Origin of the sequence: Xanthomonas sp. NCPPB 2586 (genome assembly GCF_041475775.2) — a bacterium.
Taxonomy (GTDB): domain Bacteria; phylum Pseudomonadota; class Gammaproteobacteria; order Xanthomonadales; family Xanthomonadaceae; genus Xanthomonas; species Xanthomonas campestris.
In genome coordinates, this window is sequence record NZ_CM192981.1 from 1,217,584 (window position 1) to 1,237,699 (window position 20,116).

General features: G+C 62.8%; 19 protein-coding genes. 10 read left to right on the top strand and 9 right to left on the bottom strand.

Annotated elements, in window-relative coordinates:
* Positions 1-11: 11 nt before the first annotated feature.
* Together ACCQ09_RS05135 and ACCQ09_RS05140 are read left to right on the top strand one after the other, a co-directional pair.
* Entirely contained in the window at positions 12-3,968 is a 3,957-nt protein-coding gene (locus ACCQ09_RS05135) for an MAP7 domain-containing protein (RefSeq protein ID WP_040940787.1), read from the top strand.
* A gap of 64 nt (positions 3,969-4,032) precedes the next feature.
* Complete coding sequence (locus tag ACCQ09_RS05140; RefSeq protein ID WP_197708550.1) at positions 4,033-4,659, top strand: hypothetical protein; 627 nt, start codon at positions 4,033-4,035, stop codon at positions 4,657-4,659.
* An 11-nt stretch (positions 4,660-4,670) separates the two neighbouring features.
* On the opposite strand, the gene ACCQ09_RS05145 is transcribed toward ACCQ09_RS05140, so the two are convergent.
* The 4 genes from ACCQ09_RS05145 to ACCQ09_RS05160 all read right to left on the bottom strand — a co-directional run bounded on the left by ACCQ09_RS05145 (position 4,671) and on the right by ACCQ09_RS05160 (position 7,366).
* A complete protein-coding gene (locus ACCQ09_RS05145) occupies positions 4,671-5,906 on the bottom strand; it encodes an HNH endonuclease (protein ID WP_040940788.1) in 1,236 nt (411 codons plus the stop codon).
* A gap of 47 nt (positions 5,907-5,953) precedes the next feature.
* Positions 5,954-6,514: a hypothetical protein gene (locus ACCQ09_RS05150; RefSeq protein ID WP_040942250.1), complete on the bottom strand. Its 561-nt coding sequence runs from the start codon at positions 6,512-6,514 to the stop codon at positions 5,954-5,956.
* A complete protein-coding gene (locus tag ACCQ09_RS05155) occupies positions 6,508-6,858 on the bottom strand; it encodes an HNH endonuclease (protein WP_078515451.1) in 351 nt (116 codons plus the stop codon). Before ACCQ09_RS05155 ends, ACCQ09_RS05150 begins: the two co-directional genes overlap by 7 nt.
* 181 nt (positions 6,859-7,039) lie before the next feature.
* Entirely contained in the window at positions 7,040-7,366 is a 327-nt protein-coding gene (locus tag ACCQ09_RS05160; protein WP_040940789.1) for a hypothetical protein, read from the bottom strand.
* Positions 7,367-7,632: 266 nt separating this feature from the next.
* Between ACCQ09_RS05160 and ACCQ09_RS05165 the strand changes: the two genes are divergently transcribed.
* Positions 7,633-9,228 (top strand): MobA/MobL family protein, encoded by a 1,596-nt coding sequence (locus ACCQ09_RS05165; protein WP_040940790.1) that lies wholly within the window; start codon positions 7,633-7,635, stop codon positions 9,226-9,228.
* A 52-nt stretch (positions 9,229-9,280) separates the two neighbouring features.
* On the opposite strand, the gene ACCQ09_RS05170 is transcribed toward ACCQ09_RS05165, so the two are convergent.
* Positions 9,281-9,622 (bottom strand): hypothetical protein, encoded by a 342-nt coding sequence (locus tag ACCQ09_RS05170; RefSeq protein ID WP_040940791.1) that lies wholly within the window; start codon positions 9,620-9,622, stop codon positions 9,281-9,283.
* Positions 9,623-10,323: 701 nt separating this feature from the next.
* On the opposite strand from ACCQ09_RS05170, the gene ACCQ09_RS05175 reads away from it, so the two are divergent.
* Complete coding sequence (locus ACCQ09_RS05175; RefSeq protein WP_012437589.1) at positions 10,324-10,752, top strand: hypothetical protein; 429 nt, start codon at positions 10,324-10,326, stop codon at positions 10,750-10,752.
* 242 nt (positions 10,753-10,994) lie between these two features.
* Here the strand turns inward: ACCQ09_RS05175 and ACCQ09_RS05180 are convergent, their stop codons facing one another.
* Positions 10,995-11,225 carry a hypothetical protein gene (locus ACCQ09_RS05180; RefSeq protein ID WP_162866361.1) on the bottom strand — a complete coding sequence of 77 codons (231 nt, stop codon included), beginning with the start codon at positions 11,223-11,225 and terminating at the stop codon, positions 10,995-10,997.
* A 63-nt stretch (positions 11,226-11,288) separates the two neighbouring features.
* On the opposite strand from ACCQ09_RS05180, the gene ACCQ09_RS05185 reads away from it, so the two are divergent.
* The 3 genes from ACCQ09_RS05185 to ACCQ09_RS05195 all read left to right on the top strand — a co-directional run bounded on the left by ACCQ09_RS05185 (position 11,289) and on the right by ACCQ09_RS05195 (position 12,498).
* Complete coding sequence (locus ACCQ09_RS05185; protein ID WP_040940792.1) at positions 11,289-11,435, top strand: hypothetical protein; 147 nt, start codon at positions 11,289-11,291, stop codon at positions 11,433-11,435.
* A 184-nt stretch (positions 11,436-11,619) separates the two neighbouring features.
* Positions 11,620-12,015, top strand: a complete 396-nt coding sequence (locus ACCQ09_RS05190; protein ID WP_042594933.1) for a hypothetical protein — start codon at positions 11,620-11,622, stop codon at positions 12,013-12,015.
* Between the two features lie 90 nt (positions 12,016-12,105).
* On the top strand, positions 12,106-12,498 hold the full coding sequence (locus tag ACCQ09_RS05195; RefSeq protein ID WP_012437593.1) for an H-NS histone family protein: 393 nt from the start codon (positions 12,106-12,108) through the stop codon (positions 12,496-12,498).
* Positions 12,499-13,022: 524 nt separating this feature from the next.
* On the opposite strand, the gene glgX is transcribed toward ACCQ09_RS05195, so the two are convergent.
* Positions 13,023-15,152, bottom strand: a complete 2,130-nt coding sequence (glgX, locus tag ACCQ09_RS05200) for a glycogen debranching protein GlgX (protein WP_016945001.1) — start codon at positions 15,150-15,152, stop codon at positions 13,023-13,025.
* A 492-nt stretch (positions 15,153-15,644) separates the two neighbouring features.
* Between glgX and rimK the strand changes: the two genes are divergently transcribed.
* The 3 genes from rimK (at position 15,645) to ACCQ09_RS05215 (ending at position 19,174) form a co-directional block, all read left to right on the top strand.
* On the top strand, positions 15,645-16,520 hold the full coding sequence (gene rimK / locus ACCQ09_RS05205; RefSeq protein ID WP_011038222.1) for a 30S ribosomal protein S6--L-glutamate ligase: 876 nt from the start codon (positions 15,645-15,647) through the stop codon (positions 16,518-16,520).
* Between the two features lie 649 nt (positions 16,521-17,169).
* The gene (locus ACCQ09_RS05210) at positions 17,170-17,847 is read left to right on the top strand and encodes a response regulator transcription factor (RefSeq protein ID WP_003490678.1); all 678 of its coding nucleotides are present in this window, start codon (positions 17,170-17,172) and stop codon (positions 17,845-17,847) included.
* Positions 17,840-19,174: a sensor histidine kinase gene (locus ACCQ09_RS05215; protein ID WP_057671653.1), complete on the top strand. Its 1,335-nt coding sequence runs from the start codon at positions 17,840-17,842 to the stop codon at positions 19,172-19,174. Before ACCQ09_RS05210 ends, ACCQ09_RS05215 begins: the two co-directional genes overlap by 8 nt.
* Positions 19,175-19,316: 142 nt before the next feature.
* Here ACCQ09_RS05215 and ACCQ09_RS05220 read toward each other — a convergent pair whose 3' ends face one another.
* Together ACCQ09_RS05220 and ACCQ09_RS05225 are read right to left on the bottom strand one after the other, a co-directional pair.
* Positions 19,317-19,808: a GNAT family N-acetyltransferase gene (locus ACCQ09_RS05220; RefSeq protein ID WP_040940794.1), complete on the bottom strand. Its 492-nt coding sequence runs from the start codon at positions 19,806-19,808 to the stop codon at positions 19,317-19,319.
* On the bottom strand, positions 19,805-20,095 hold the full coding sequence (locus ACCQ09_RS05225) for a type II toxin-antitoxin system TacA family antitoxin (RefSeq protein WP_011038219.1): 291 nt from the start codon (positions 20,093-20,095) through the stop codon (positions 19,805-19,807). Before ACCQ09_RS05225 ends, ACCQ09_RS05220 begins: the two co-directional genes overlap by 4 nt.
* Positions 20,096-20,116 lie beyond the last annotated feature (21 nt).

A 20,116-nucleotide genomic window follows, 5' to 3' on the forward strand; every position in this document is an offset into this window, starting at 1 on the left:
GAGCCTGATCCATGGCGAACTATCGGACGCTATTCCAAGACCATCACAACATCGAACAGCAGACGCTGAAGAACAGCGAGCTGTTGGCGAAGTTGCAAGAGGTCGGGAAGTTTCATATCCATGCCCCTGAGAACCGCTTATTTCTGCCGGCTAGTCCTCAACTGGCTGACGCGCTTGGGGTCACACCGCATAGCGGCGGCCCTTTAGCGGAATACCAAAAGGGCATGCTTGAACGGTTGAATCGCATTCAAGCGACGCGGGATGGTCAGGCGGCTCTGGAGGGTGACACGGCGGCGATGGATCGGGTCATTAAGCGCGTTGAGCAACTGCGCGATACAGTCAAGGTCGGACTGATCAACAATGACTTAAACACCAACACGCCAGTGGGTGAACTTCCGGTCCAAACCAACCAGAGAGTTCGCCAGTTCTTTCGTGATATCCCTGCTTACTACCAAGCCCACGCCCAGCAAATCGGGGCTTTGAAGGGTTTCACGGGGGTGGACCACGGATGGGGAGCTGTTGCGCATTCCGAGTCGCGCATCGTCACCACGCTCAGCCAGATACAGGTCAGTAACACCGCCATCATTCGAGGCGGGGACATCGAGCTTCAGCGCAGCGGATTGTCGCTCGCCGTCGCAAATGCTCACCACGATGGGCGCGTGGTCTTGTCCGAACAGGGCATCCTCAAGGTCGAGCAGGTGCTGGGTCCGGAGGCCGCACACAACCTGCGCGTGCCACGAGGCCAGCGCGGTTCGGCGTCCCTGGAAGTGCTGCTGGGCGATGCATCGGCCAGGAGCCTGGCGCGTTCGGGCGGTTTGTTGGCGACGGGGGCAGACGCAGTGTTGACCTCCCGCCGTTCCGCCGAGTTGCTGGAACAGGGCAATGCCACGGCCGCGCAGTCCGAGGTCACCCATGCATTGGCCCGTAACGTCGGCGGCTGGGCTGGCGGTGCATCCACGGCAGCAGCGCTGGGCGGAAGCGGCTTCGTGCCCGCGGCGTTGGTGGTCGGTGACGCGCTGCTGATGAGCAAAGCGTTCGACAAAGGTGCCGATCTGCTGGACGACCGAGCCATCTACCACCAGACCGACAAGGCGCGCGTGGAGTGGCAGTTCAACGGTCGCAACTGGCAGCGCGAAGCGGCCATCGACCTTGCCCAGGATGGCCGACGCACGAGCGGCGAGCAGCCTGTGGTGGCCAGCTACGAAAAGTCCCAGGAACTTGGCGCGCTGGCAAACGCAAAGGCAGTAGAACTGGCACTGGGCAAGGCGCCTCTACCCCAGGACCCATTTAACCTCCCTGCACGGGCCAGCGACCAAGTTGGGTTGGACAACCAGAACTGGCACCGCAATCCCGAGAGCCAGGCATGGGAGCGCCAAGTCAAAACCGCTGTGTCCGGTGCCAACGATCGGGGCAGCTACGAGCACCAGACCGCCTCCCCGGAGCGCGCGCAGCAGCTCAACCAGGAAGCCTTGGCGCGCATCGAAAACAGCATTGCCACCGGGCGCGAAGCCATCGCGGCCGCCTACTTGGAAAACCATGCCGCGCAACGGGCCCAGGCCTATGGAGTGGAAGTGCCGGCAGCCGTGGAAAGCGCCCTCGCCAAGCAAGGTCTCGTGCTAGGACACGACGGGCAGGTCTACCAGCGGAGCGAGGCTGGACAGTGGGCCGGCAAGAACGGCGTCGTTAGTGGCAATCTGGCGGTAGAGCTGGAACTGACCGACCAACTGCGGCAGCCCTCAATCGAGCGCTCCCAGGAAGCCTTGGCAGCGATCCAGGCGCTTCCCGCGCCCACGGCTGCGCAGATAGAGCACAACGAGCTGCTGCACCGTTACCGGGCCGCAGGTGTCGATTTGAACGTCAACCCGCAGACCCTGCAGGCAGTGGAGCTGGCCGCGCAACGGACCATGGAAGCCAACGGCATCACCGGGCCGACCATGCAGCAGCTACAACGCAATGAGTTGGGGCAATACGGGTATGACAGCCCCATCGCGCACTTTCAGCGGGGCAGCGATGGGGTGACTCGCGTGGTTGCCGTCACCAGCAGCGAAGAGATCCGGCAAGCGTTGAGCGAGGCGCAAGGCAATCGACTACAGTCGCCAAGCCTAGGGCGCGTGCCTGAGGGAACGGTAGACGCGGACACCTCGGCCTCCGAGTCGTCCAATCCGCAGCAGGTGCTGGATATCCAGGCGCGCATGCAAGCCTCTGTCGCGGCGCAGGCGCGGCAAGAACGCGAACAGCAAGATCGTCTTGCGCAAGAGCAACACGCCGCGCAGGTGCGCGAACACCTCCAGCAGGCACATCCGGAGCACGAGGATCGGGCGCAGAGCGAACAGGCGGTCCAGGCGCATGCGGTGCTGGAAGGTCAGCGCCAAGCCGAGCAGCATCGGGAGTCAGAAGAGCGGCAAGTGCAGGAGCGGCAAGCACAGACCAGCCAGCAACGCGAGCTGCAGGAGCGTGAGGAAAGGGATGTCCAGGAACGTCAGGCGCAGGAGCGCCAAGCCCAGGACAACCAGCAGCGGGAGCAGCAGCAAGAGCGCCAGGCTCAAGAAGCCACGCGGGTTGAGGTCCAGGAACATCAGGTTCAGCAAGCGCAGCAACAAGAGCAACGACAAGAAGCCTCGCAGCAACCGGACGCTCAGCTGCACGCTCCAGATGCGGCGCTGGATCAACAAATGCCGCAGCCCGAGTTGCAGCAGGCATATGCCCACCAGCAGCTAGATGCGCATAACCAACAGGCAGGCGAACGCGCGGCTGACACTACGCCCGACCCACGGACGCAGCCGCATCAAGCAAGAGAAGCGGGACGCGCGCTGGAAATGCAGGCAGTGGAAAGCCGCGATGCCTCGCGCCTGCCGATTCCTGCACCCGAGGGCCAGAAATCCGGCAACCAACCTTTGCAAAGCGCGGAGGCCGATGCGGTGTCCCTGGCGCTGTATCGCCAGGTGCAACCGCAGCAGGCCGAGATGGAGCAAGCGTCGGCCCGTCAGCAAGACGTGGCGCGTGAGCAGGAGGCAACACCGGTTCGGGCCATGGCCCCAACAGCAGAGCCGTTGACGGCATCACTTTCCAGAGCGTCTACTACGCCTGAGCGAGAAGCCGAGGCTGAACAGCCCCGTCCTTCAAAGGCTTTGCTCGCTGATCATGGTGCACCGGTGTTGCCCGCAGAACACTTCGCGCAAGCGCGTGAGGAGTCATTGGCAAGCAGTGCGGCCACTCGCGTGTCCGTCGGGTCTGCTGACGCAGAAAACCAACAAACGCAATCAACCCCAGCGCAGGATCACAGCGCCGCAGACCCGGGTGGCGCCCTGTTCCTGGAAGAGACCATGCGCTCGCTGCGCCAGCTGCAACAGGAAATTGAGGCGGCGGATCGGGAAGACGAACGCTTCCACCGGGAATGGAGGGGGTATCGCGAGCGCGGAGAACCTTATCCCTTCGCTCAAAAGAGGGCGCTAGACCAAGAGGGTAGCAGCATGGATGCATTCAGCGCGCACCAACCAAGTCGCCGCTCGCCCAGTGAAGCGGCTGAGCAAGCCGATGCCTTCCAATCTCCAGTTCAGCGCTTTGCCGGTCCAGGGGAAGGGAATGCGCCAAATGACTCGTCGAAAGCTGAGCGCAAATCGATCACGGGCGACCCGGATGTGGACGAAGTGCTCTACGCGCTCGACAGCAAGAACGAGTTGGCGATCGAGCAAGCGCTGAACCGAGTCGCCAACAGCGCAGCGACGCAGGCGCTCATCAAAAGAGGCAACGAGTTCCTGGAGGCGCAAGCCCAGCAGGAGGCCCAGGAGCTCGCCGCCACACGTCAGGCGCTGGGGATGGATGTCTCAGCGGAAATCAACACCAGTCGCGGGCCGGTGATGGTGATGACCTTGCCGGAGTTTGCCAAGGGGCCGATGCAGAGCGGTCCCCAAGGGGACGGCGGTGGGGGTGGAGACGGCGGTGGTGGTGGTGGAGGGGGCGGCGGTTAGTCAAAATCGCTTCCGTGACCAGCCGAGCTCAGGAGACCTCATGGACAGGCAAGACGCCGCCGCAATGGCGGAAATGATGGCCACGTTGAATGCATCGAACGTGTCGTTGCAGGAGACGGTCAAAGTGCTGACGACGCTGGTTGCATCCATGCAGCAGCGCGAACAACGGCTGCGCGAGGTGGTTGCCGAGCAACTTCAGGTAGTCCAACACGCGGCCAGCAGCGCCGATGCCAAGGTCACTCGGGTATTGGACAATGCACTGCCGAGGCTGACGCAGCTGACCAATCAGGCGTTGACGCAGACGCTGGAACCGGCCGCCAAGCGGTTCAATAAAGAGATGGCCCATGCGGACGAGACGTTGCAGCAAGCCACTCGGCGTTACGCGCATGCCCAGCAGTCCCTGGAAACGCGGAGCACGCGGCGCATGTGGATCGCATCGGCCACGATGCTCGTGGCGGGCGTCTTAGGACTGGGGGCGGTGGCTTACTCGGTGGGCATCATCAACGAGAAGCGCAGCGAGCTGGTGCATCTCCGCACTTCAATCGACTATTGGGAGCGTGTTGCGCGTGCTGACCTGGCTCCTTGTGGCGAAGGAAGGATCTGCGCCACGCTCGAAAAGAACGGCCCACGTTTCGGCAGTCAGAAGCAATACCGTGCCGTTAGCCTGCGCAGCGCCTCAGACGCGCGCTGATGCTCGTTGACCTATGGTCCTGGTGCGCCGTCGAGCTCCTGACAGCGCCGGGCGTGTTCTCTCAAATGGTCGGGATTGGGGCGGTTCTTCCTCGACTCCGGCTTACGCACGGTCTGGCCTCTGAGAGCAAGGTAGTCAGTGGTAAGCAACGACGGAGCCAACGCGACCTTGTTCTCTGGGGTGATCCAGAGCAGCAGGCAGTCGAAAAGGGTGTGGAGGTCGGCGCGGAGCAACAAGCCGTTGTCCACCCGGTCGGTGTGGTCTCCCCGGTAAGGCAATATATGCGCCGCCTCCAAGACCTCCTTCGCCGAACAGCCAGTGATGGCACAACGGCCGCCATACGCGTCCAACAATTGGTTTCGGAAAAAAGATTGACCGCGGCGCTGGGCTACCGCACGCATGGTCCAGACACGTGCGTCATGGTCTGAATCCAATGGAGGCAGATGCGCAAATGCCGCATCCTGCCCTTCGGCCTCGGCTTTCGATTGCGGGGTGGCGGGTAACTGCACAGCTTCCCAAATGCCGCCTTCATTCGGCTGTAGAGTCCAGTGGGCATGGATGCTTGGTCGAAAGGGCTCATACGTCACGCCTCGGGATTTGCCTCGCCGGAAAAGGAGATCACGAGGATGATTGGAGTTTGAGCGCCAATCCTTCCGCGTCTGGTCGTAATGCCGCCGATTAGTGTCGTTGACCGTCAAAAATGAAAGGTTGGCTCCCAAGTCTGAGTGGTCCTCGCCTGGGTAGCGTCCTTTGAGCCACTCTCGAATCTCTGCGGTGGAGGAGGGCTTGGCCAGTGCTTGCACGGCTTCGGCCACGTGCCAGTATTTCACGGTAGCCCGGTCGCGCAGGACCATCTCTCTTTCAGGGATCTCGCCAGTGCGCTCAAACGCAAGTTTAAAAGAATTGGCCGCGAGCGATACGACCTGCCCGACCAGGCTGAAGTCCGGCTCGAAGTCGTTGAAGACGCGTGCGGCATTGCCAGCCCTGACTTCCGTCGGATTGTCAGAGGTCGCCACCACGACTCGGATTGGCAAGTTTTCTGCCTGGGCTTGTTCGAGATGAGCGCGAAAAGTGTGCTTGCCTCTGCCCTGCCAATGGGCGGTCTCCATCGCATAGCGGGACATGTCGGAAGAAAAGTTGTGTGACCACAGGCTCAAAATGACCTGGCGCGGATTCTCAGACAGGGCGGACGAGTTGAACTGCGGGTCCTTGATCTCAACGCCATATCGGCGAAAGGCATCGCTCATTCGCATGGGGTGTCAGTGTCCTCGGCAACGGGTGTGCAGGCGTGGCGTTATGGTGTCGATCCAATCGGCGTGATCACAATCATGCGTTCGTCAATGGCTGGCCCTCGGTCGAACGTGTATTCGAAGCGGTAGCCATTGCCTTCCAGGGTAAGGTTTTTCTTGCCCTTGAACGCTTTAAGCAAGGCCTTGTCGTGGTCGCTGGGATAAAGTTTGATGAGGTCGTGGATCATCTTGTCCGCAGCTTTAGCGTCAGCGTGGAGCCCATAACCGCGATCCTTGAACCAGTCGTTCCATAGGAACTTCGTGGTGGAGACCCTGCCGGTTTCCGGCTCTTCGTTGATAAAGAACTTGACTGTCTCGGCCTCGCCGCCGATACAGCCAAACAGGGCCCCCCAGCCTGAGGTTCCTGGCGTGATCTTGGTTGACTTGCATGAAAGCACTGCCTTGCTGCGCTCGACCTCGTTTTGGAATGGAGTGACCACTGAACGATCGGCCGGCTGCTGCGTTGAGCTTTCCGTGGGCAGCGATGGCTCGGCCGGAGGCGGAGATGATTGGGAGCACGCAGTCAGCAGCAATACGGCACTGGGGAGCAGGCGACGGATCAACATCCGATGTGAGTTCCAGTTGGAGGCGTGGGCCACCATCTTCCCATTGCAAGTCGCTTTCGAACCAGCTGTTTGAACACGTCGGGAGATGGTGCAGGCCCTTGCCGCTTGTGGCGTCCTTGATTGCAGCGTGTATGCGCGGCCACCACGTTCTCGGGCACATCCAAACCGCCGTCTTGTTGAGCAATCAGGTGTTCGGCAGTGCACTGGTAGGGACGTGCAGAGCGGGGCCGCAAGCCCAGCTCGCTGGGCGAGGTTAGCCACATCGGGAGGCCGCAATAAAAACAGCAGCCCGACTGGGCGTGAAAGGCACGGATGCGAAGAGATTTGAGGCGCTTGTTGCTCATAGTAGGCTCCGGAATCAAAAGAAGATTCCCGTGCCTCCTAGTGGAGAACCTCGGGCACCCGGAGCCTAGTGGCTATGCGGGCACAACACCGGGGGATGCCCCCACTGGCAGACACGTTGTAACCGACCATCGGTGCGGCTGCAACCCTTCGACGCGCGATGGGCAGGGCGGGCGAGCAGGCTCAATGCGTGCTGTGACCTTCTTCGGCGTTCGAGATTTCCATTCGCAACGCGCCGAGGGAGCTCGCTTGGTTACGGATTGCCGCGTCGCTCCGATTTCCTACGTGAGCCAAAAGCGCACCCACCAACTCGGCATCCTCCAGCGATTCTGCTCCTGCAATGAACACGAGCTCTGCCACCCGTGTGCGTCGCTTGGCTTCTTCGCGGCGTTGCATCTCCTTGGCCTTCACCGCTTGGCGCTGTTGCGCTAAAAGCTCGCGCGCTTGATGCTGAGCCAAGCGCTCCGTGGCTCGTTGGATTTGGTCTCGGTAGTGATTGGTGGTGGTCATGGGTTTCTCCTGCGTTGCTGAAATGAGTCAAGCAGGAAAACGGCTTGCGTCAAGCATCCAGGTGGTCTCGAATTTCGCCCGCATCGAAAATCGGAAAGCTTGAAAAACAGAGCTTCAAAGAAAGAAGCAAGAGCGCACCTAGGCATTCCTACGGAACGCGTGCGCAAAGGGCTTCGCCCCTTGAACCCCAAGCGCCCAAGGCGCTTGCGAAAATCCAAAGCCGAGGCATAAACCAGGCAACCCCACTGCTTCGGAGTCGCCGCCTCATGGCCATCTACCACGCCAACGTCAAGACGTTTAGTCGCGCCAAAGGGCATTCGTCCATCGCAGCGGCGGCCTACCGCGCTGGGCTGCTGCTCGAGGACGCGCTCACCGGCCTGCGCCACGACTACCGCCGGCGGGACGGCGTGGTCGAGACGCGCTGCATCGCTCCCGAGGACGCGCCCGACTGGGCCCTGGTCCCCGCCGAGCTCTGGCCGGCTGCAGAAGCGGCTGAGCGTCGCAAAGATTCAACCGTCGCGCGCGAGTTCGAGTTTGCCTTGCCCCACGAGCTCGATGACGTCCAGCGGTCCGACCTGGCCGTGGAAGTCACGCGTGCGCTCGTTGGACGCTATGGATTCGCGGCGCAGGCCAGCATCCACAGCCCTGGCTCCAAGGATGGCCTTAACTGGCACGTCCACGTCTTGGCAACGACGCGTCGCATCGGGCCTGATGGCCTCACAGACAAAACCAGGGAACTCGACGGCGGGCCGTCGGGCAGGGCGGAGGTGGAGTGGGTCCGCGAGCTGGTCGCTTCCACCATCAACGCCCACCTTGAGAAGGCGGCGCTCGAGATTCGCGTGGACCACCGCAGCCTGGCCGCCCAGGCCGACGATGCCTTGGCCCGGGGCGACCTGGCCAAGGCTGCCGTGCTCTCCCGTGAGCCCACCCAGCACGTCGGCAAGAACGGCACCGCCTTGGCCCGGCGGGGTCAGCCGTCGGAGCGTTCGGATGCAAACCGTCGAATCGAAGAGACCAACGAGGAGACCTTCCAAAAGCTCATCGCCGTGTTCGAGCAGGAAAGGCGTGCCATGCCGGTGCCCGACGGTCACAGCCCCGCCCAGGCCGAGCGCGATGCTCGCCGACGTTCTGACGGGCTGTCCTTGCCGCTCAGACGCGGGGCAGGACACATCGAGGTGTCCCGCAGCATGGCGACCATTGCCCGTGGGCTGGGACTGATGGAGGCAGATGAGGCCAAGCCGCCCCGCGCCCCACGTTCGGTCGCCGAGCTTGCGGAGGAGGGCAACGACGAATGGGGTGTGGCTGTTCAAGCCGATCCCCGCTTGGCTCAGACGCTCCAAGCAACCCAGCGCCTGTTGCAGTGGATCAGGGAACACGTGGCTGCCTTCGCCGAAGAGGCCCGGCTACGCCCGGACCTCAACGAGTTGCTCCGTCGACTGCGGCGCTTCAAGGCAGCGACCATGAAGTTCGCCCGGCGGCTATTGGCGGTGCGCCGAGCGGAGAAGCTGCACCACATGGCCGAGAACGCGTGGCACGACTTTCTGGCGAACAATCCCGAGCCTGGGACCTCATGGACGCAGGGGGACTGGAAGCAGCGACGCGGGCGTCGGTTGAGCACCCTCGAAGCCCGGGCGTCGGAGCTGGCTGATGCAAGGGCCAGGGTGACTCCGGAGGAACAAGGCCTCTGCGAAAAAGAGGCCTCGGCCAGCGCGGCGCACCTCGAGGCCTGGAGCCAAGACATGCTCCAGCGCTATCCCCTCCAGGTCGACATGGCGAATCAACCGGACGGGCCCCGTCCAAGCCCTGCCGTCTCCGTCCCTCCGGTGCCTGTCTACGTTCCCAAACCGCCGCGCCTCCACTGAAACCAAAGAGCCCCGCACTGCGGGGCTCAATGTTTGCGTGCTTGCGTCCGTCTCAGTGAAGGGTCGGACGCTTCTTGCCGCGCACTGGATCTAGCTGCGTGTCTTTCTTCTTCCGGCCTGCGCGCCATTCCTCCACCGACGGGAACTCGCGCACGATGACGGCCTCGCGGGTGCGCACCGGTTGGGAGGGCTGGGGAGGGGCGTGATCCAACGATTGAGCGGCGGCGCCTCCGCCGGGCGGCTTCTTCTGGCTGTAGACGATCAGCTCGCCAGCAGAGGCCCAGGCATTGCAGACGTTGCGTTGGCGCATCAGCGGTTCGTCCGAGAGGGTTTGGCTCATCAGTCCGGCGAGCAGTTGGCCAGCGATTTCGAGTTGTTGGGGATGGGTGGTCATGAAAACTCCTGCTTGTGGGGGAAGTCCTCATCCAATCAACAATTTCCAAGCACGCAAGAGCTCGCTTAACGCTTTCTTTCACAAATTTGAATGCGGGCGAAGATTTCATCTCTGGTATGTCTGACGTTGATATGTGAGCTGCGGTCGATCTCCAGAGCAGCCAGGAAATTGTGGACCCACGCGCTGGGGGCGCACGACTCGCAGGCAAAGGGGCGAACGGCCGCCCTCCCGGCGGCGTCTGTCCGATCCCCGAGCAGTCCAAGGTTCGCAGGCACAGGGCCTTGAAGCGCTTCCGTTCGCTTGGCTATGATCGGGTATCACGCGGGGTATCACAAAAGGTATCATTTTTGGATCACCCCACTCCGGGATAAGCTAGGAAAATCAATTGGTTGGCGTGGTGTGATTCTGTTCCCATCGCCCGCTCCAGCCGTGGAAGGCCGTGATGGCAACTGACGGCGCTGGCTATCCCAGAAGGCGAGCACGAGCCTCGAACGGCCCGCCAGGCAGTGTTGAGGTGGCGTTTCCAAACCTTCGCGCCCTTAAATTTGGATGCCTTGAAGCGTATCTCTTGGTAGCTGCTGATTTGCAGCCCATAGATTTGCCTTTCCCTCGTGCGCTGTCTGATTGACTCCATGTGATGCTGTTAGCTGCCCGGCGATGTCACGATCGAAGCACCCATCGCAGGAAGGCAGAGGACGCTGGTGTATCTGGAAGACGCGCTGATGTCTGCACCTTCGCTCGATGTTCTTGCAGGTCAGCTAGTAATTGCCGCGTGGTTTATTGCGTTTGGTTGCTTGTTGCTGATCGTGTCGAGACGCATGTCTGTTCGTGCGCGCTATTACTTCCAAAGCTGCGTCATAGGAAGCATGGCCGTCGGGTTGCTGCTGGCCTTCCTGCTGCCGTCTTCGTTGTACGTGCTGAAATTTATGCTGATGCTTGCTCTTGCAGTCGTCATAAGTGTGATGGGGTTGAAGCATGGGCCGCGCAAATACGTATGGTTTGGTTTGCTCGCGGTGGTGCTGGCCTACGCTGCTGTAGCGCTTCAATACGTGCTTATGGAAACTGCAAGAGAGCGCGGCAGATCCATTGAAAGCGGCAGCAAGATGGATAAGCCTAAGGTTCGAAACTAGCTAATTCCACTGCCTCTCTAGTGCAGTACTCGTTACCTGACTGCTATACCGCTCAACGCTCCAGAGCGCATCGATGTGATCGCACAGCTGCGCGAAGACACGTTGATGGATGCGCCGCAAGAAACCCCACGTACTCTTGCGGTATCAGCTGCATGGGTGCTGGCGCGCCTCAGCATTCTGCACGGCCGGACACAATCAGGAGAGGCGTCTGTGTCACCGGCGCTGCGCCGTTTTCAGCGGGCTCAGCGGCTCAGCGGCTTGTCGAAGGCCGCTTCGTTTGATTTAAGGGTGTGCTTGCGAAGGCGCGATGCATCAGAGAGTTCGAATGCCCGGCTTGGGTATGCGCTCCATCCGCTCAACTGCGTGACATCTGCGATTCGAACGAAAAGCTCAAACACGCCATGCGCACCACCGCCTAACGGCCGGGCCGTCATGGCGCAGTCGATCGCACTCGCGCGCAGCGGATCAATCACACGTCAGGCTCACGCACCCTGAGCGACGGTGAGCAGGTGGCACTGTTGCCCTGGGAGAAACGCATGAGCACCGACAACGACAGCAATCAAGGCCCCTCCGATCCGAACCCGCCGGATGGCGTCAAGACGCCGGGCAAGCCGCATGCCCCTGTGCAGGAAGGTCCGGCACAAGACAGCGAGATCGATGATGACGACAGCATCGAGGACTAGGACGCTTGAGCATTCCGTCCTCTCAGACGGATGCCGGGCAGGTGTGTAGACCGCTGCTGGCGCCATCGTTGGCGAAGCGGCCGCGCAGTTTGCTTCGCAATTTCCTTCCCCACCGTCAGGAAGCTCCTGATTGAGCGGGGTCGAGCGTACGCCCATAGTGGCAACATCCTTCGACACACGCGCCATGGCCACCACGCACACCCAATTGGTTGGAGCACTCCTCAAAGGCATGCGGCGCGCCGAATATGCGCGAGCCGCGTCGGTCGCCTATGCCGCCGGCATGGCGGACCAGATGAACAGCGGCTTCGGCACCCTGGACGATGCCGGCCAGGTGCTGGAGATGTTCGGGCTGGATGCCGAGCAAATTCAAGAGCTTGGCTTGATCGGTGTGGAGGAGCTTGGGGAGACGGTGTTCCATGCCTGGTCGATCAATGCCGGCGAAGTGGAGCGCGTCAGGCAATGGTTTTGCGCGCCACGGGTCGAATTCGTCGGCAAGCACTGCAGCGAGCTGATCCGTACCGGGCGCATCGGCCCGGTTTTGACCATGGCGCGCGAGCAGGCGCTGCTGCGGCCACGCTGAGCGGGCCTGCAACTGCCGTGCTGCAGCCGCTTTACGCTGGGCGGTGCAACGGCAATACTCGCTGACCTGTCCAAGAATTTTGCTTCGCCCATGCGCCAAGGTTCGCCCGCGTCACCCTCCGCCGCCGCCAAAGCCCAACTGCTGGAAGAGCTGCGCAAGCTCGAGCAGGAAGAGGCGCAATTGAAATACGCCCAGACCCTGGAAGCGTTCGACCAGGTGATCGAGACGCTGACCCAGTTCGGTGGCCGTTTCAACACCAAGCAAAAAGCCCAGATCGCTTCGCTGGCCACGACCGGCAAGGTCAAGGGCCCGCTGACCTCGAACGGCGAGGTGGCCGCAAAATACTGGCTGCCGCATTCGGGCGAGACCTGGTCTGGCCGTGGTCGCACGCCGCGCGCGTTCAAGGCGTGGGAGGGCACCAGCTCCTATAAGGAATGGAAGGCCAAGCACCCGGACAAGCGCTTTCCGTTGTATCCGGGCTGAGCTGCGGTCGATCGCTACTTGTGGCACACACGCATAGAGATGGAAATCAAACGGCCGCGCGGGCGAGATCGACAGCCTCACACTTGGTAGCGCGGCCGCGCGCTGGGGGAGGGGTCAACACAGTCTGGCGGCCTCCGGCGTGACCCTTTGTCGGAAGTGATGCTGGCGCTCGCTGCGCGATAACCGTTTGCAAGCGCATCACGATCACGGTCGAACATCAGCCGCGTGCGCGTAAACAATAGGCCTAAGCGAGCGCGAGGCTGCAGGTGGCATTGCACCCTGCATGGCATCGCTGATAAGTCATCGCCTGTCCACACCAGCCGCGCGTGCCGCAGCATGTGGCGCAAGCTGGCCGTGATGGGCGCTGGGCCGGCTTGGCTACGCAGCCAAATCGAAAAGGCCCGCCATTGTGTCGGCTGCGCCCGCGCTGCAGGCTGCCAGATATCCGCATACAAACAAGTAGCCACAAAAAAGCCCGCCTTCCATCCAATGAAAGGCGGGCTTGCTAACGCACGCTCAGGCAATCAGCCCACCTTGCACTCGAACACCGTGATGCTGCGCGGCGGTGCCAGGAACTCGCTGGCGCCGGCCGGCATGCTGTCCACTTCCAGCGCTTCGTCGGTGGAGAGCGCAAGCTTCCAATGCACCGGTTCGTCGGAGGAGGGCAGGGTGAAGGTCACGCCCTCGTGGTAGGCATTGATCACGATCAGCAAGGTAGCGTCGTTGCCGCGTTCCTTGACGCCAGAGGTCTGCGCCTTGCCTTCCAGCAGCAGTCCCACCGAGCGCGCGCCGGCATCGGTCCAGTGCGCGTCGTCCATCTCGGTGCCGCCCGGATTGAGCCAGGTCAGATCACGCAGGCCAGCTTCTTCGTTGTACTGCCCGTTGAGGAAGCGGCCACGCGACAGGATCGGGTAACGTTTACGTAGCGCGGTCAGTGATTTGACGAAGTCGGTCAGGCGGCCGTCGGTGGGGTCGTTCTCCCAGTCGAGCCAGGTGATTTCATTGTCCTGGCAATAGGTATTGTTGTTGCCGCCCTGCGACTGCGCCCGCTCGTCGCCGGCCAGCATCATCGGCGTGCCTTGCGACAGCAGCAGCGTGGCGAGCAGGTTCTTCATCTGCCGCTCGCGAAGTTGCAGGATGTCGGCGTTGTCGGTCTCGCCTTCTTCGCCGTAGTTGCACGAGCCATCGTTGGAGGAACCGTCGCGGTTGTCCTCGCCGTTGTCGATGTTGTGCTTCTCGTTGTAGCTCACCAGATCGCGCAGCGTAAAACCGTCGTGCGCGGTGATGAAGTTCACCGATGCCCAGGGGCGGCGACCGCGGCGGTCGAACAGGTCCGCAGAGCCGGTGAAGCGAGTAGCAAACTCTGCCAGCTTGCCGTCCTCGCCCTTCCAGAACTCGCGCGCGTTGTCGCGGAATTTGTCGTTCCATTCCGACCAACCTGGCGGGAAATGCCCCACCTGATAGCCGCCCGGGCCGCAATCCCATGGTTCGGCAATGAGCTTGACTTCCGACAGCAGCGGATCCTGGTTGCAGGCATCCAGGAAGCCACCGCGTTGATCGAACCCGCTCGGCTCGCGGCCCAGGATCGTGGCCAAGTCGAAGCGGAACCCGTCCACGTGCATTTCGCCGGCCCAGTAGCGCAGCGAATCGTTGACGAACTGGATCACCCGCGAGTTGCTCAGGTTGAGCGTATTGCCGGTGCCGGTGTCGTTGATGTAGTAGCGCTTGTCTTCGGCGAGACGGTAATAGCTGGCGTTGTCGATGCCCTTGAACGAGAGCGTCGGCCCCAGTTCGCTGCCTTCGGCAGTGTGGTTGTAGACCACGTCCAGGATCACTTCCAGGCCTTGCTTGTGCATCGCCTTGACCATGTCGCGGAACTCGTCGCGATGGCCGCTGGAAAGGTAGCGCGACTTCAGCGCGAAGAAGCTGATGGTGTTGTAGCCCCAGTAGTTGCGCAGGCCCTTGTCCAGCAGGTGCTGATCATCCAGATACGCATGCACCGGCAGCAGTTCCACCGCCGTAATGCCCAGGTCCTTGATGTACTGCAGCACCGATGGCTGCGCCAGGCCGGCGAAGGTGCCGCGCACGGCTTCCGGCACCTGCGCGTTGCGCATGGTGTAGCCACGTACGTGGGTCTCGTAGATCACAGTCTCGTTCCACGGCTTGAGCAGGCGCGCGTCGTCTTCCCAGTCGTAGGTGTCTTCAACCACCACGCACTTGGGCATGAACGGCGCGCTGTCGCGCTCGTCGAAGCTCAGGTCGCCATCAGGATGCCCGACCGTGTAGCCATACAATTCATCGGCCCACACCAGGTCGCCATCGAGTTCGCGCGCATACGGATCCAGCAACAGCTTGTTGTGGTTGAACCGGTGTCCCTCGGTGGGTGCATAGGGACCGTGCACGCGGTAGCCGTAGCGCTGGCCGGGCTTTACGTCGGGCAGATAGCCATGCCAGATCTCGTTGGTGTACTCGGGCAGGTCGACACGGCTCTCGTTGCCCTGTTCGTCGAACAGGCACAGCTCCACACGCGTGGCGTGCGCGGAAAACAGCGCAAAGTTGGTGCCCTTGCCATCGAAGATGGCGCCGCGTGGGAACGGGCGGCCTTGGCGGATGCGGGAGGGGGTGGCGTAAGCCGCGCTGGCGGGATGTCGCATTGGGCAGGATCTCGTGAACCGGCACGCCGGCATTAGGGGGCTCAAGCATTGCTGGTGAGGCTGTGCAAGACACGTCACGGCCGCAGTGGGGCGGCGTGAGGGTCGCTGCGCATGCGTCGTTGGGTGATCAATCAACCATGCACGGTCAGCAACCGGCATCGTGATGCGTTGGTGCTTCGGCTCGATATCGCGCGTCATGTCGCGTCCGCTCCGTGTCACAAAACGCGGCGTTGCCATCACCCTTTGCTTGAGCAGCGCGCTGGCGCCCTGCTAGCATCGATCCCGGCTGAGGTCGCGCAGTTCGCGTTGCCACTTCCTCGCTGAGTCGCTTTCGCTTCCCATTCCTTGGGGCCGTCGCATACCAGTCGGATCGACGCGTGCAAGGCGCATGGCAGCCTGGCAACGATCGGCTCATTGGCAGCGGAACGGGCTTGGGGCTTTCGTCGCCATCAGATCCCGACCATGACCAGGCCGCGCCGCGCGAATGCCGCGATGAAAATCGCCATCCTCTCCCGCAACAGCAAGCTGTATTCGACCCGCCGCCTGATCGAGGCCGGCCGCACGCGCGGGCACACCGTGCGCATCCTCGACCCGCTGCGCTGCTACATGCGCATTGCCGCGGACGGTTTCAGCCTGCACTACAAGGGCAAGCCGATCACCGGGTTCGACGCGGTGATTCCGCGCATTGGCGCATCGGTCACCCGGTACGGTACCGCGGTGCTGCGGCAGCTCGAATTCATGGGCACGTATACGCCCAACCCCTCCGACGCCATCCTGCGTTCGCGCGACAAACTGCGCGCGCACCAGCTGCTGGCGTCGCAGGGTATCGATATGCCGGTGACTGTCTTCGGCGACAACCCCGACGACACCCAGGACCTGCTGTCCATGCTCGGCCCCCCGCCGCATGTGGTGAAATTGAACGAAGGCGCCCAGGGCGCCGGCGTCATCCTGACCGAGAAGGCCAGCGCGTCGCGCGGCGTGGTCGAGGCGCTGCGTGGGCTATACGCCAATTTCATCGTGCAGGAATTCATCGGCGAGGCCGAAGGCGCGGACCTGCGCTGCTTCGTGGTGGGCGACCGCGTGGTGGCGGCGATGCGGCGACAGGCCGCCGACGGCGACTTCCGCTCCAATCTGCACCTGGGTGGCACCGCCGCCATGGCCGAGGCTTCCCCGCAGGAGCAGGATGTCGCGGTGCGCTCGGCACGCGCGCTGGGCCTGGCCGTGGCCGGCGTGGACCTGATCCGCTCGCAGCGCGGGCCCTTGGTGCTTGAGGTCAACTCCACCCCGGGCCTGGAGGGCGTGGAGGGCGTCTGCGGCGTGGATGTGGCCGGCACCATCATCCAGCATCTGGAGCAGGCCATCCGTTGATCGGGACGCCGGCTGTTTTAGCGAAAAGTTAACGAAACTCTAATCCTTGCCCCGCTAACGTCTGACGACCGTAGCTCCGCTCTCGGCAGTGACGGTGATCGGGATGAACATTTGGCCCAGGTGCCTAGCCGCACCTGGGCCTTTTTGTGACGGCTTGCCGGCCCTCAGGTTCAGGTCTACATTCAGCAACAACTGCAATGGATCAGCGGACAACACGCATGACGCAACAGGGGGCGAGACCAACATGGAGAGAGGCGTCCGCACTCGGCGGCACGATCACCATTGCCGGCCAGGTTGCGCTTGGCCAGCGTGGGCATCTGCAGCGCGCCCTGCCCGCAGCCATCGTTGATCCCGCTGGCGTAGGTGTCTGGCAGTGGCGTCCGCGCTGCAACTTTCCAGCCTTATTGCCTGTCATAGCAGACGCTGTGCGTGCTTCAGCACATGCAGGCTGTTCAATGCGGTATGACCGGGCAGCGGGCCGGATGCATGTGGGCCACCTGCACGCGTTAGGCTACCGGCCCAGGCGCATGACGAATGACGGCGGCCGAATGGCGCCGGATGCAGAATGCCAACCAGAAAACGATAAGGCGCGGCGGCAACGGCAGATCGCCAACCGCCGCGTCAGTGACTCAAAACAATCGAGGTTCCAGTGCGAATTCTAGTAATCGAAGACAACAGCGACATCGCCGCCAATCTGGGTGACTACCTGGAAGACCGTGGCCACACGGTGGACTTTGCCGCTGACGGCGTCACCGGCCTGCATCTGGCGGTGGTGCACGAGTTCGACGCCATCGTGCTCGACCTCAACCTGCCGGGCATGGACGGCATCGAGGTCTGCCGCAAGCTGCGCAACGAAGCGCGCAAGCAGACGCCGGTGCTGATGCTCACCGCACGCGACTCGCTGGACAACAAGCTGGCCGGTTTCGATTCCGGCGCCGACGACTACCTGATCAAGCCGTTCGCGTTGCAGGAAGTGGAAGTGCGGCTCAACGCGTTGTCGCGTCGCGGCAAGGGCGTGCACACCCGCGTGCTGGAAACCGGCGACCTGGAATACAACCTGGACACGCTGGAAGTGCGCCGCCGCGGCAAGCTGCTGCAACTCAACCCCACCGCGCTGAAGATCCTGCAGGCGTTGATGGAAGCGTCACCGGCCGTGGTCACGCGCCAGGAACTGGAAACCCGCGTCTGGGGCGAAGAACTGCCCGACTCGGATTCGTTACGCGTGCATATTCATGGCCTGCGTGCGGTGGTGGACAAGCCGTTCGACGTGCCGATGATCCAGACCCGCCACGGCATCGGCTACCGCATCGCCTCGCCCGATGCCTGAGAGCTCCAGCGGAACGCGGCCCGCCCGCAGGCGTGGCCGCTACCGGCGGCGCCTGCGCAGCCGCATCATTCTCTCGTTCGTGTTGCTGGGCTTCTGCCTGACGACGCTGTTCGCCTTCGCCACCACCTGGGCGCGCTCGCGCGTGGAAAACCAGCTGGTGGAGGACGTGATGAACCGCAATATCGACGCGTTCGCACAGCGGTTCTATTCCGACCCGTTGCGTAACCCCGACCTGCCGGTGCAGCAGATGCGCGGCCGCGTGGTGAAGAGCGACAAGTTCGAAGCGCTGCGTCGCGAGCAGCCCGAGTGGTACCAGCTACGCGATGGCATTCACACCATCTCCGGCGTGGACGAAGGCGGCAACGCATATTCGTACAAGCTTGCGGTGCGCAAGACGCCCAGCGAGTGGTTCTTCCTCGCGTACGACATGACCCAGACGCTCAAGGGCGAGATCCAGCTCAAGCGCACCTTGACGTTGTCGGTGCTGGTTTTCAGCGGGCTGTCGCTGCTGATCGGCTGGTGGTCCGCGTCCAAGGTCATGCGCCCGGTGTCTGACCTGGCCGCGCGCCTGCGCGCCTACCGCGGCGGCACCAGCGAACCGAAGCCGCTGGCCGCACATTTCCCTGACGATGAAGTGGGCCAGCTCGCCGAAGCGCTGGACGACTACTCCGCGCGCCTCACCGAGGTGGTCCAGCGCGACCGCGAATTCAATGCCGACGTCAGCCACGAACTGCGTACCCCGCTGGCGGTGATCCGTGGCGCCACCGAGCTGCTGCTGACCAAACCCAACCTGGACGAAAAGGTGCTGCAGCGGCTGCAACGCATCCAGCGTGCCGAACAGCAATGCAGCGATCTGATCGGCTCGCTGCTGCTGCTGTCGCGCAACGAGCGCGGGCAGGGCAGCAGCAACGTGGCCAAGGTGGCCGAGCAACTGATCGACTCACACCGCGCCCAGCTCGGCGGGAAACCGCTGGAACTGCTGCTGGAAGGCGTGCGCGACCTGGTCATCGACGCACCCGAATCCGCGCTCTCGGTCGCGCTCGGCAACCTGATCGGTAACGCCGTCAAATACACCCAGGATGGCCAGGTACGGGTACGCGTGCTGGCAGACGCGGTAGAAGTCATCGACTCCGGCCCCGGCTTGAGCGAAGAAGACGCCGCCAAGCTGTTCCAGCGCGGCTATCGCGGCACCCACGCCGGCCACTCGCAAGGCGGCGGCATCGGCCTGTCGATCGTCAGCCGGTTGTGCGACCTATACGGCTGGCGCGTCAGCGTGCGTCCAGGCCAGGAGCGCGGCGTCATCGCAACACTGGCGTTACATCGCTAACCAAGCCGCGTGGTAGGAGCGCACTCGTGCGCGAGGGCCTTACCGGCAATGCTTCACCCGGCGATTGGTGGCAGTCCTGGAATCATGAAGCGCACCACCTTCCGCGACTGTCTCCCACCTTCTACCGCGTCACTCGACCAGATCACAGACTGGCTTTCAGGTCTTCCAGCGTGACGACCAGCACCATGGGATCCAGCGGGGAAGGTTCGCAGCCGATGCGCTCGTAAAACGCCTTGGCGTCCGCCGAGAGCGCATGCACGAGCAGCCCGCGAATGCCGATGGTGTCGGCCGCATGCAGGATGCGCTTGCCAGCATCCTGCATCAGGGCGCGGCCAAAACCTCTGCCATGCAGGGATTGGTCAACAGCAAGCCTCCCAAGCACCACCACGGGGATCGGGTCCGGCATGTTGCGACGGAAGCGGCCGGGCGTCGCGTCCACGGCGACCGCACTCGACGCCAGGGCGTAATAGGCCACCACGCGGTCATCCTCGCAGGCAACGAAGGTCCGTGACGCACCGGTTGCCTGATTTTTCAGGGCGCGGCGCTTGAGCCAGTGATCCAGGCTCTCCACGCCCGATGCTAACGGTTCGACCCGGTGATGCGCTGTCAGCGGTTCCGGCGCCGATACCGTCATGCCTTCTCCCAAGGAGCGGGCGTCTGCATCGTCTTGCGCAGGCGCGCGTTCGGCTGCGGCGGCATGTCCAGCCGTGCCAAAAAGGCGGCGTAGGCGTCCGGGCTGGCCGTGATGAGGGTCTGGTCCAGCAAGGCTTCCTCGGCCGCCGAGCGCGCTGCGTCCAGCATGAAATCGGTGCGGTTCTTCCCGCGCGCCTTGGCGGCCCGGTCGATCAGGCTGCGCTCCTCCGGCTTGATGCGGAGATTCAAGGTTTCGCGCTTGCCAGGCGTAGTGTTGGGTGTGGACATGGCGTTGGCTCCTGCTAGTTG

What these genes read in the sequence shown, in the direction of transcription:
- ACCQ09_RS05160 (WP_040940789.1), bottom strand. Translation starts at nt 7,366, where the DNA reads ATGACCACCACCAATCACTACCGAGACCAAATCCAACGAGCCACGGAG.
- glgX (WP_016945001.1), bottom strand. Translation starts at nt 15,152, where the DNA reads ATGCGACATCCCGCCAGCGCGGCTTACGCCACCCCCTCCCGCATCCGC.
- ACCQ09_RS05185 (WP_040940792.1), top strand. Translation starts at nt 11,289, where the DNA reads ATGAGCACCGACAACGACAGCAATCAAGGCCCCTCCGATCCGAACCCG.
- ACCQ09_RS05195 (WP_012437593.1), top strand. Translation starts at nt 12,106, where the DNA reads ATGCGCCAAGGTTCGCCCGCGTCACCCTCCGCCGCCGCCAAAGCCCAA.
- ACCQ09_RS05225 (WP_011038219.1), bottom strand. Translation starts at nt 20,095, where the DNA reads ATGTCCACACCCAACACTACGCCTGGCAAGCGCGAAACCTTGAATCTC.
- ACCQ09_RS05145 (WP_040940788.1), bottom strand. Translation starts at nt 5,906, where the DNA reads ATGAGCGATGCCTTTCGCCGATATGGCGTTGAGATCAAGGACCCGCAG.
- ACCQ09_RS05155 (WP_078515451.1), bottom strand. Translation starts at nt 6,858, where the DNA reads ATGAGCAACAAGCGCCTCAAATCTCTTCGCATCCGTGCCTTTCACGCC.
- ACCQ09_RS05165 (WP_040940790.1), top strand. Translation starts at nt 7,633, where the DNA reads ATGGCCATCTACCACGCCAACGTCAAGACGTTTAGTCGCGCCAAAGGG.
- ACCQ09_RS05215 (WP_057671653.1), top strand. Translation starts at nt 17,840, where the DNA reads ATGCCTGAGAGCTCCAGCGGAACGCGGCCCGCCCGCAGGCGTGGCCGC.
- ACCQ09_RS05150 (WP_040942250.1), bottom strand. Translation starts at nt 6,514, where the DNA reads ATGTTGATCCGTCGCCTGCTCCCCAGTGCCGTATTGCTGCTGACTGCG.
- ACCQ09_RS05140 (WP_197708550.1), top strand. Translation starts at nt 4,033, where the DNA reads ATGGCGGAAATGATGGCCACGTTGAATGCATCGAACGTGTCGTTGCAG.
- ACCQ09_RS05170 (WP_040940791.1), bottom strand. Translation starts at nt 9,622, where the DNA reads ATGACCACCCATCCCCAACAACTCGAAATCGCTGGCCAACTGCTCGCC.
- ACCQ09_RS05135 (WP_040940787.1), top strand. Translation starts at nt 12, where the DNA reads ATGGCGAACTATCGGACGCTATTCCAAGACCATCACAACATCGAACAG.
- rimK (WP_011038222.1), top strand. Translation starts at nt 15,645, where the DNA reads ATGAAAATCGCCATCCTCTCCCGCAACAGCAAGCTGTATTCGACCCGC.
- ACCQ09_RS05190 (WP_042594933.1), top strand. Translation starts at nt 11,620, where the DNA reads ATGGCCACCACGCACACCCAATTGGTTGGAGCACTCCTCAAAGGCATG.
- ACCQ09_RS05220 (WP_040940794.1), bottom strand. Translation starts at nt 19,808, where the DNA reads ATGACGGTATCGGCGCCGGAACCGCTGACAGCGCATCACCGGGTCGAA.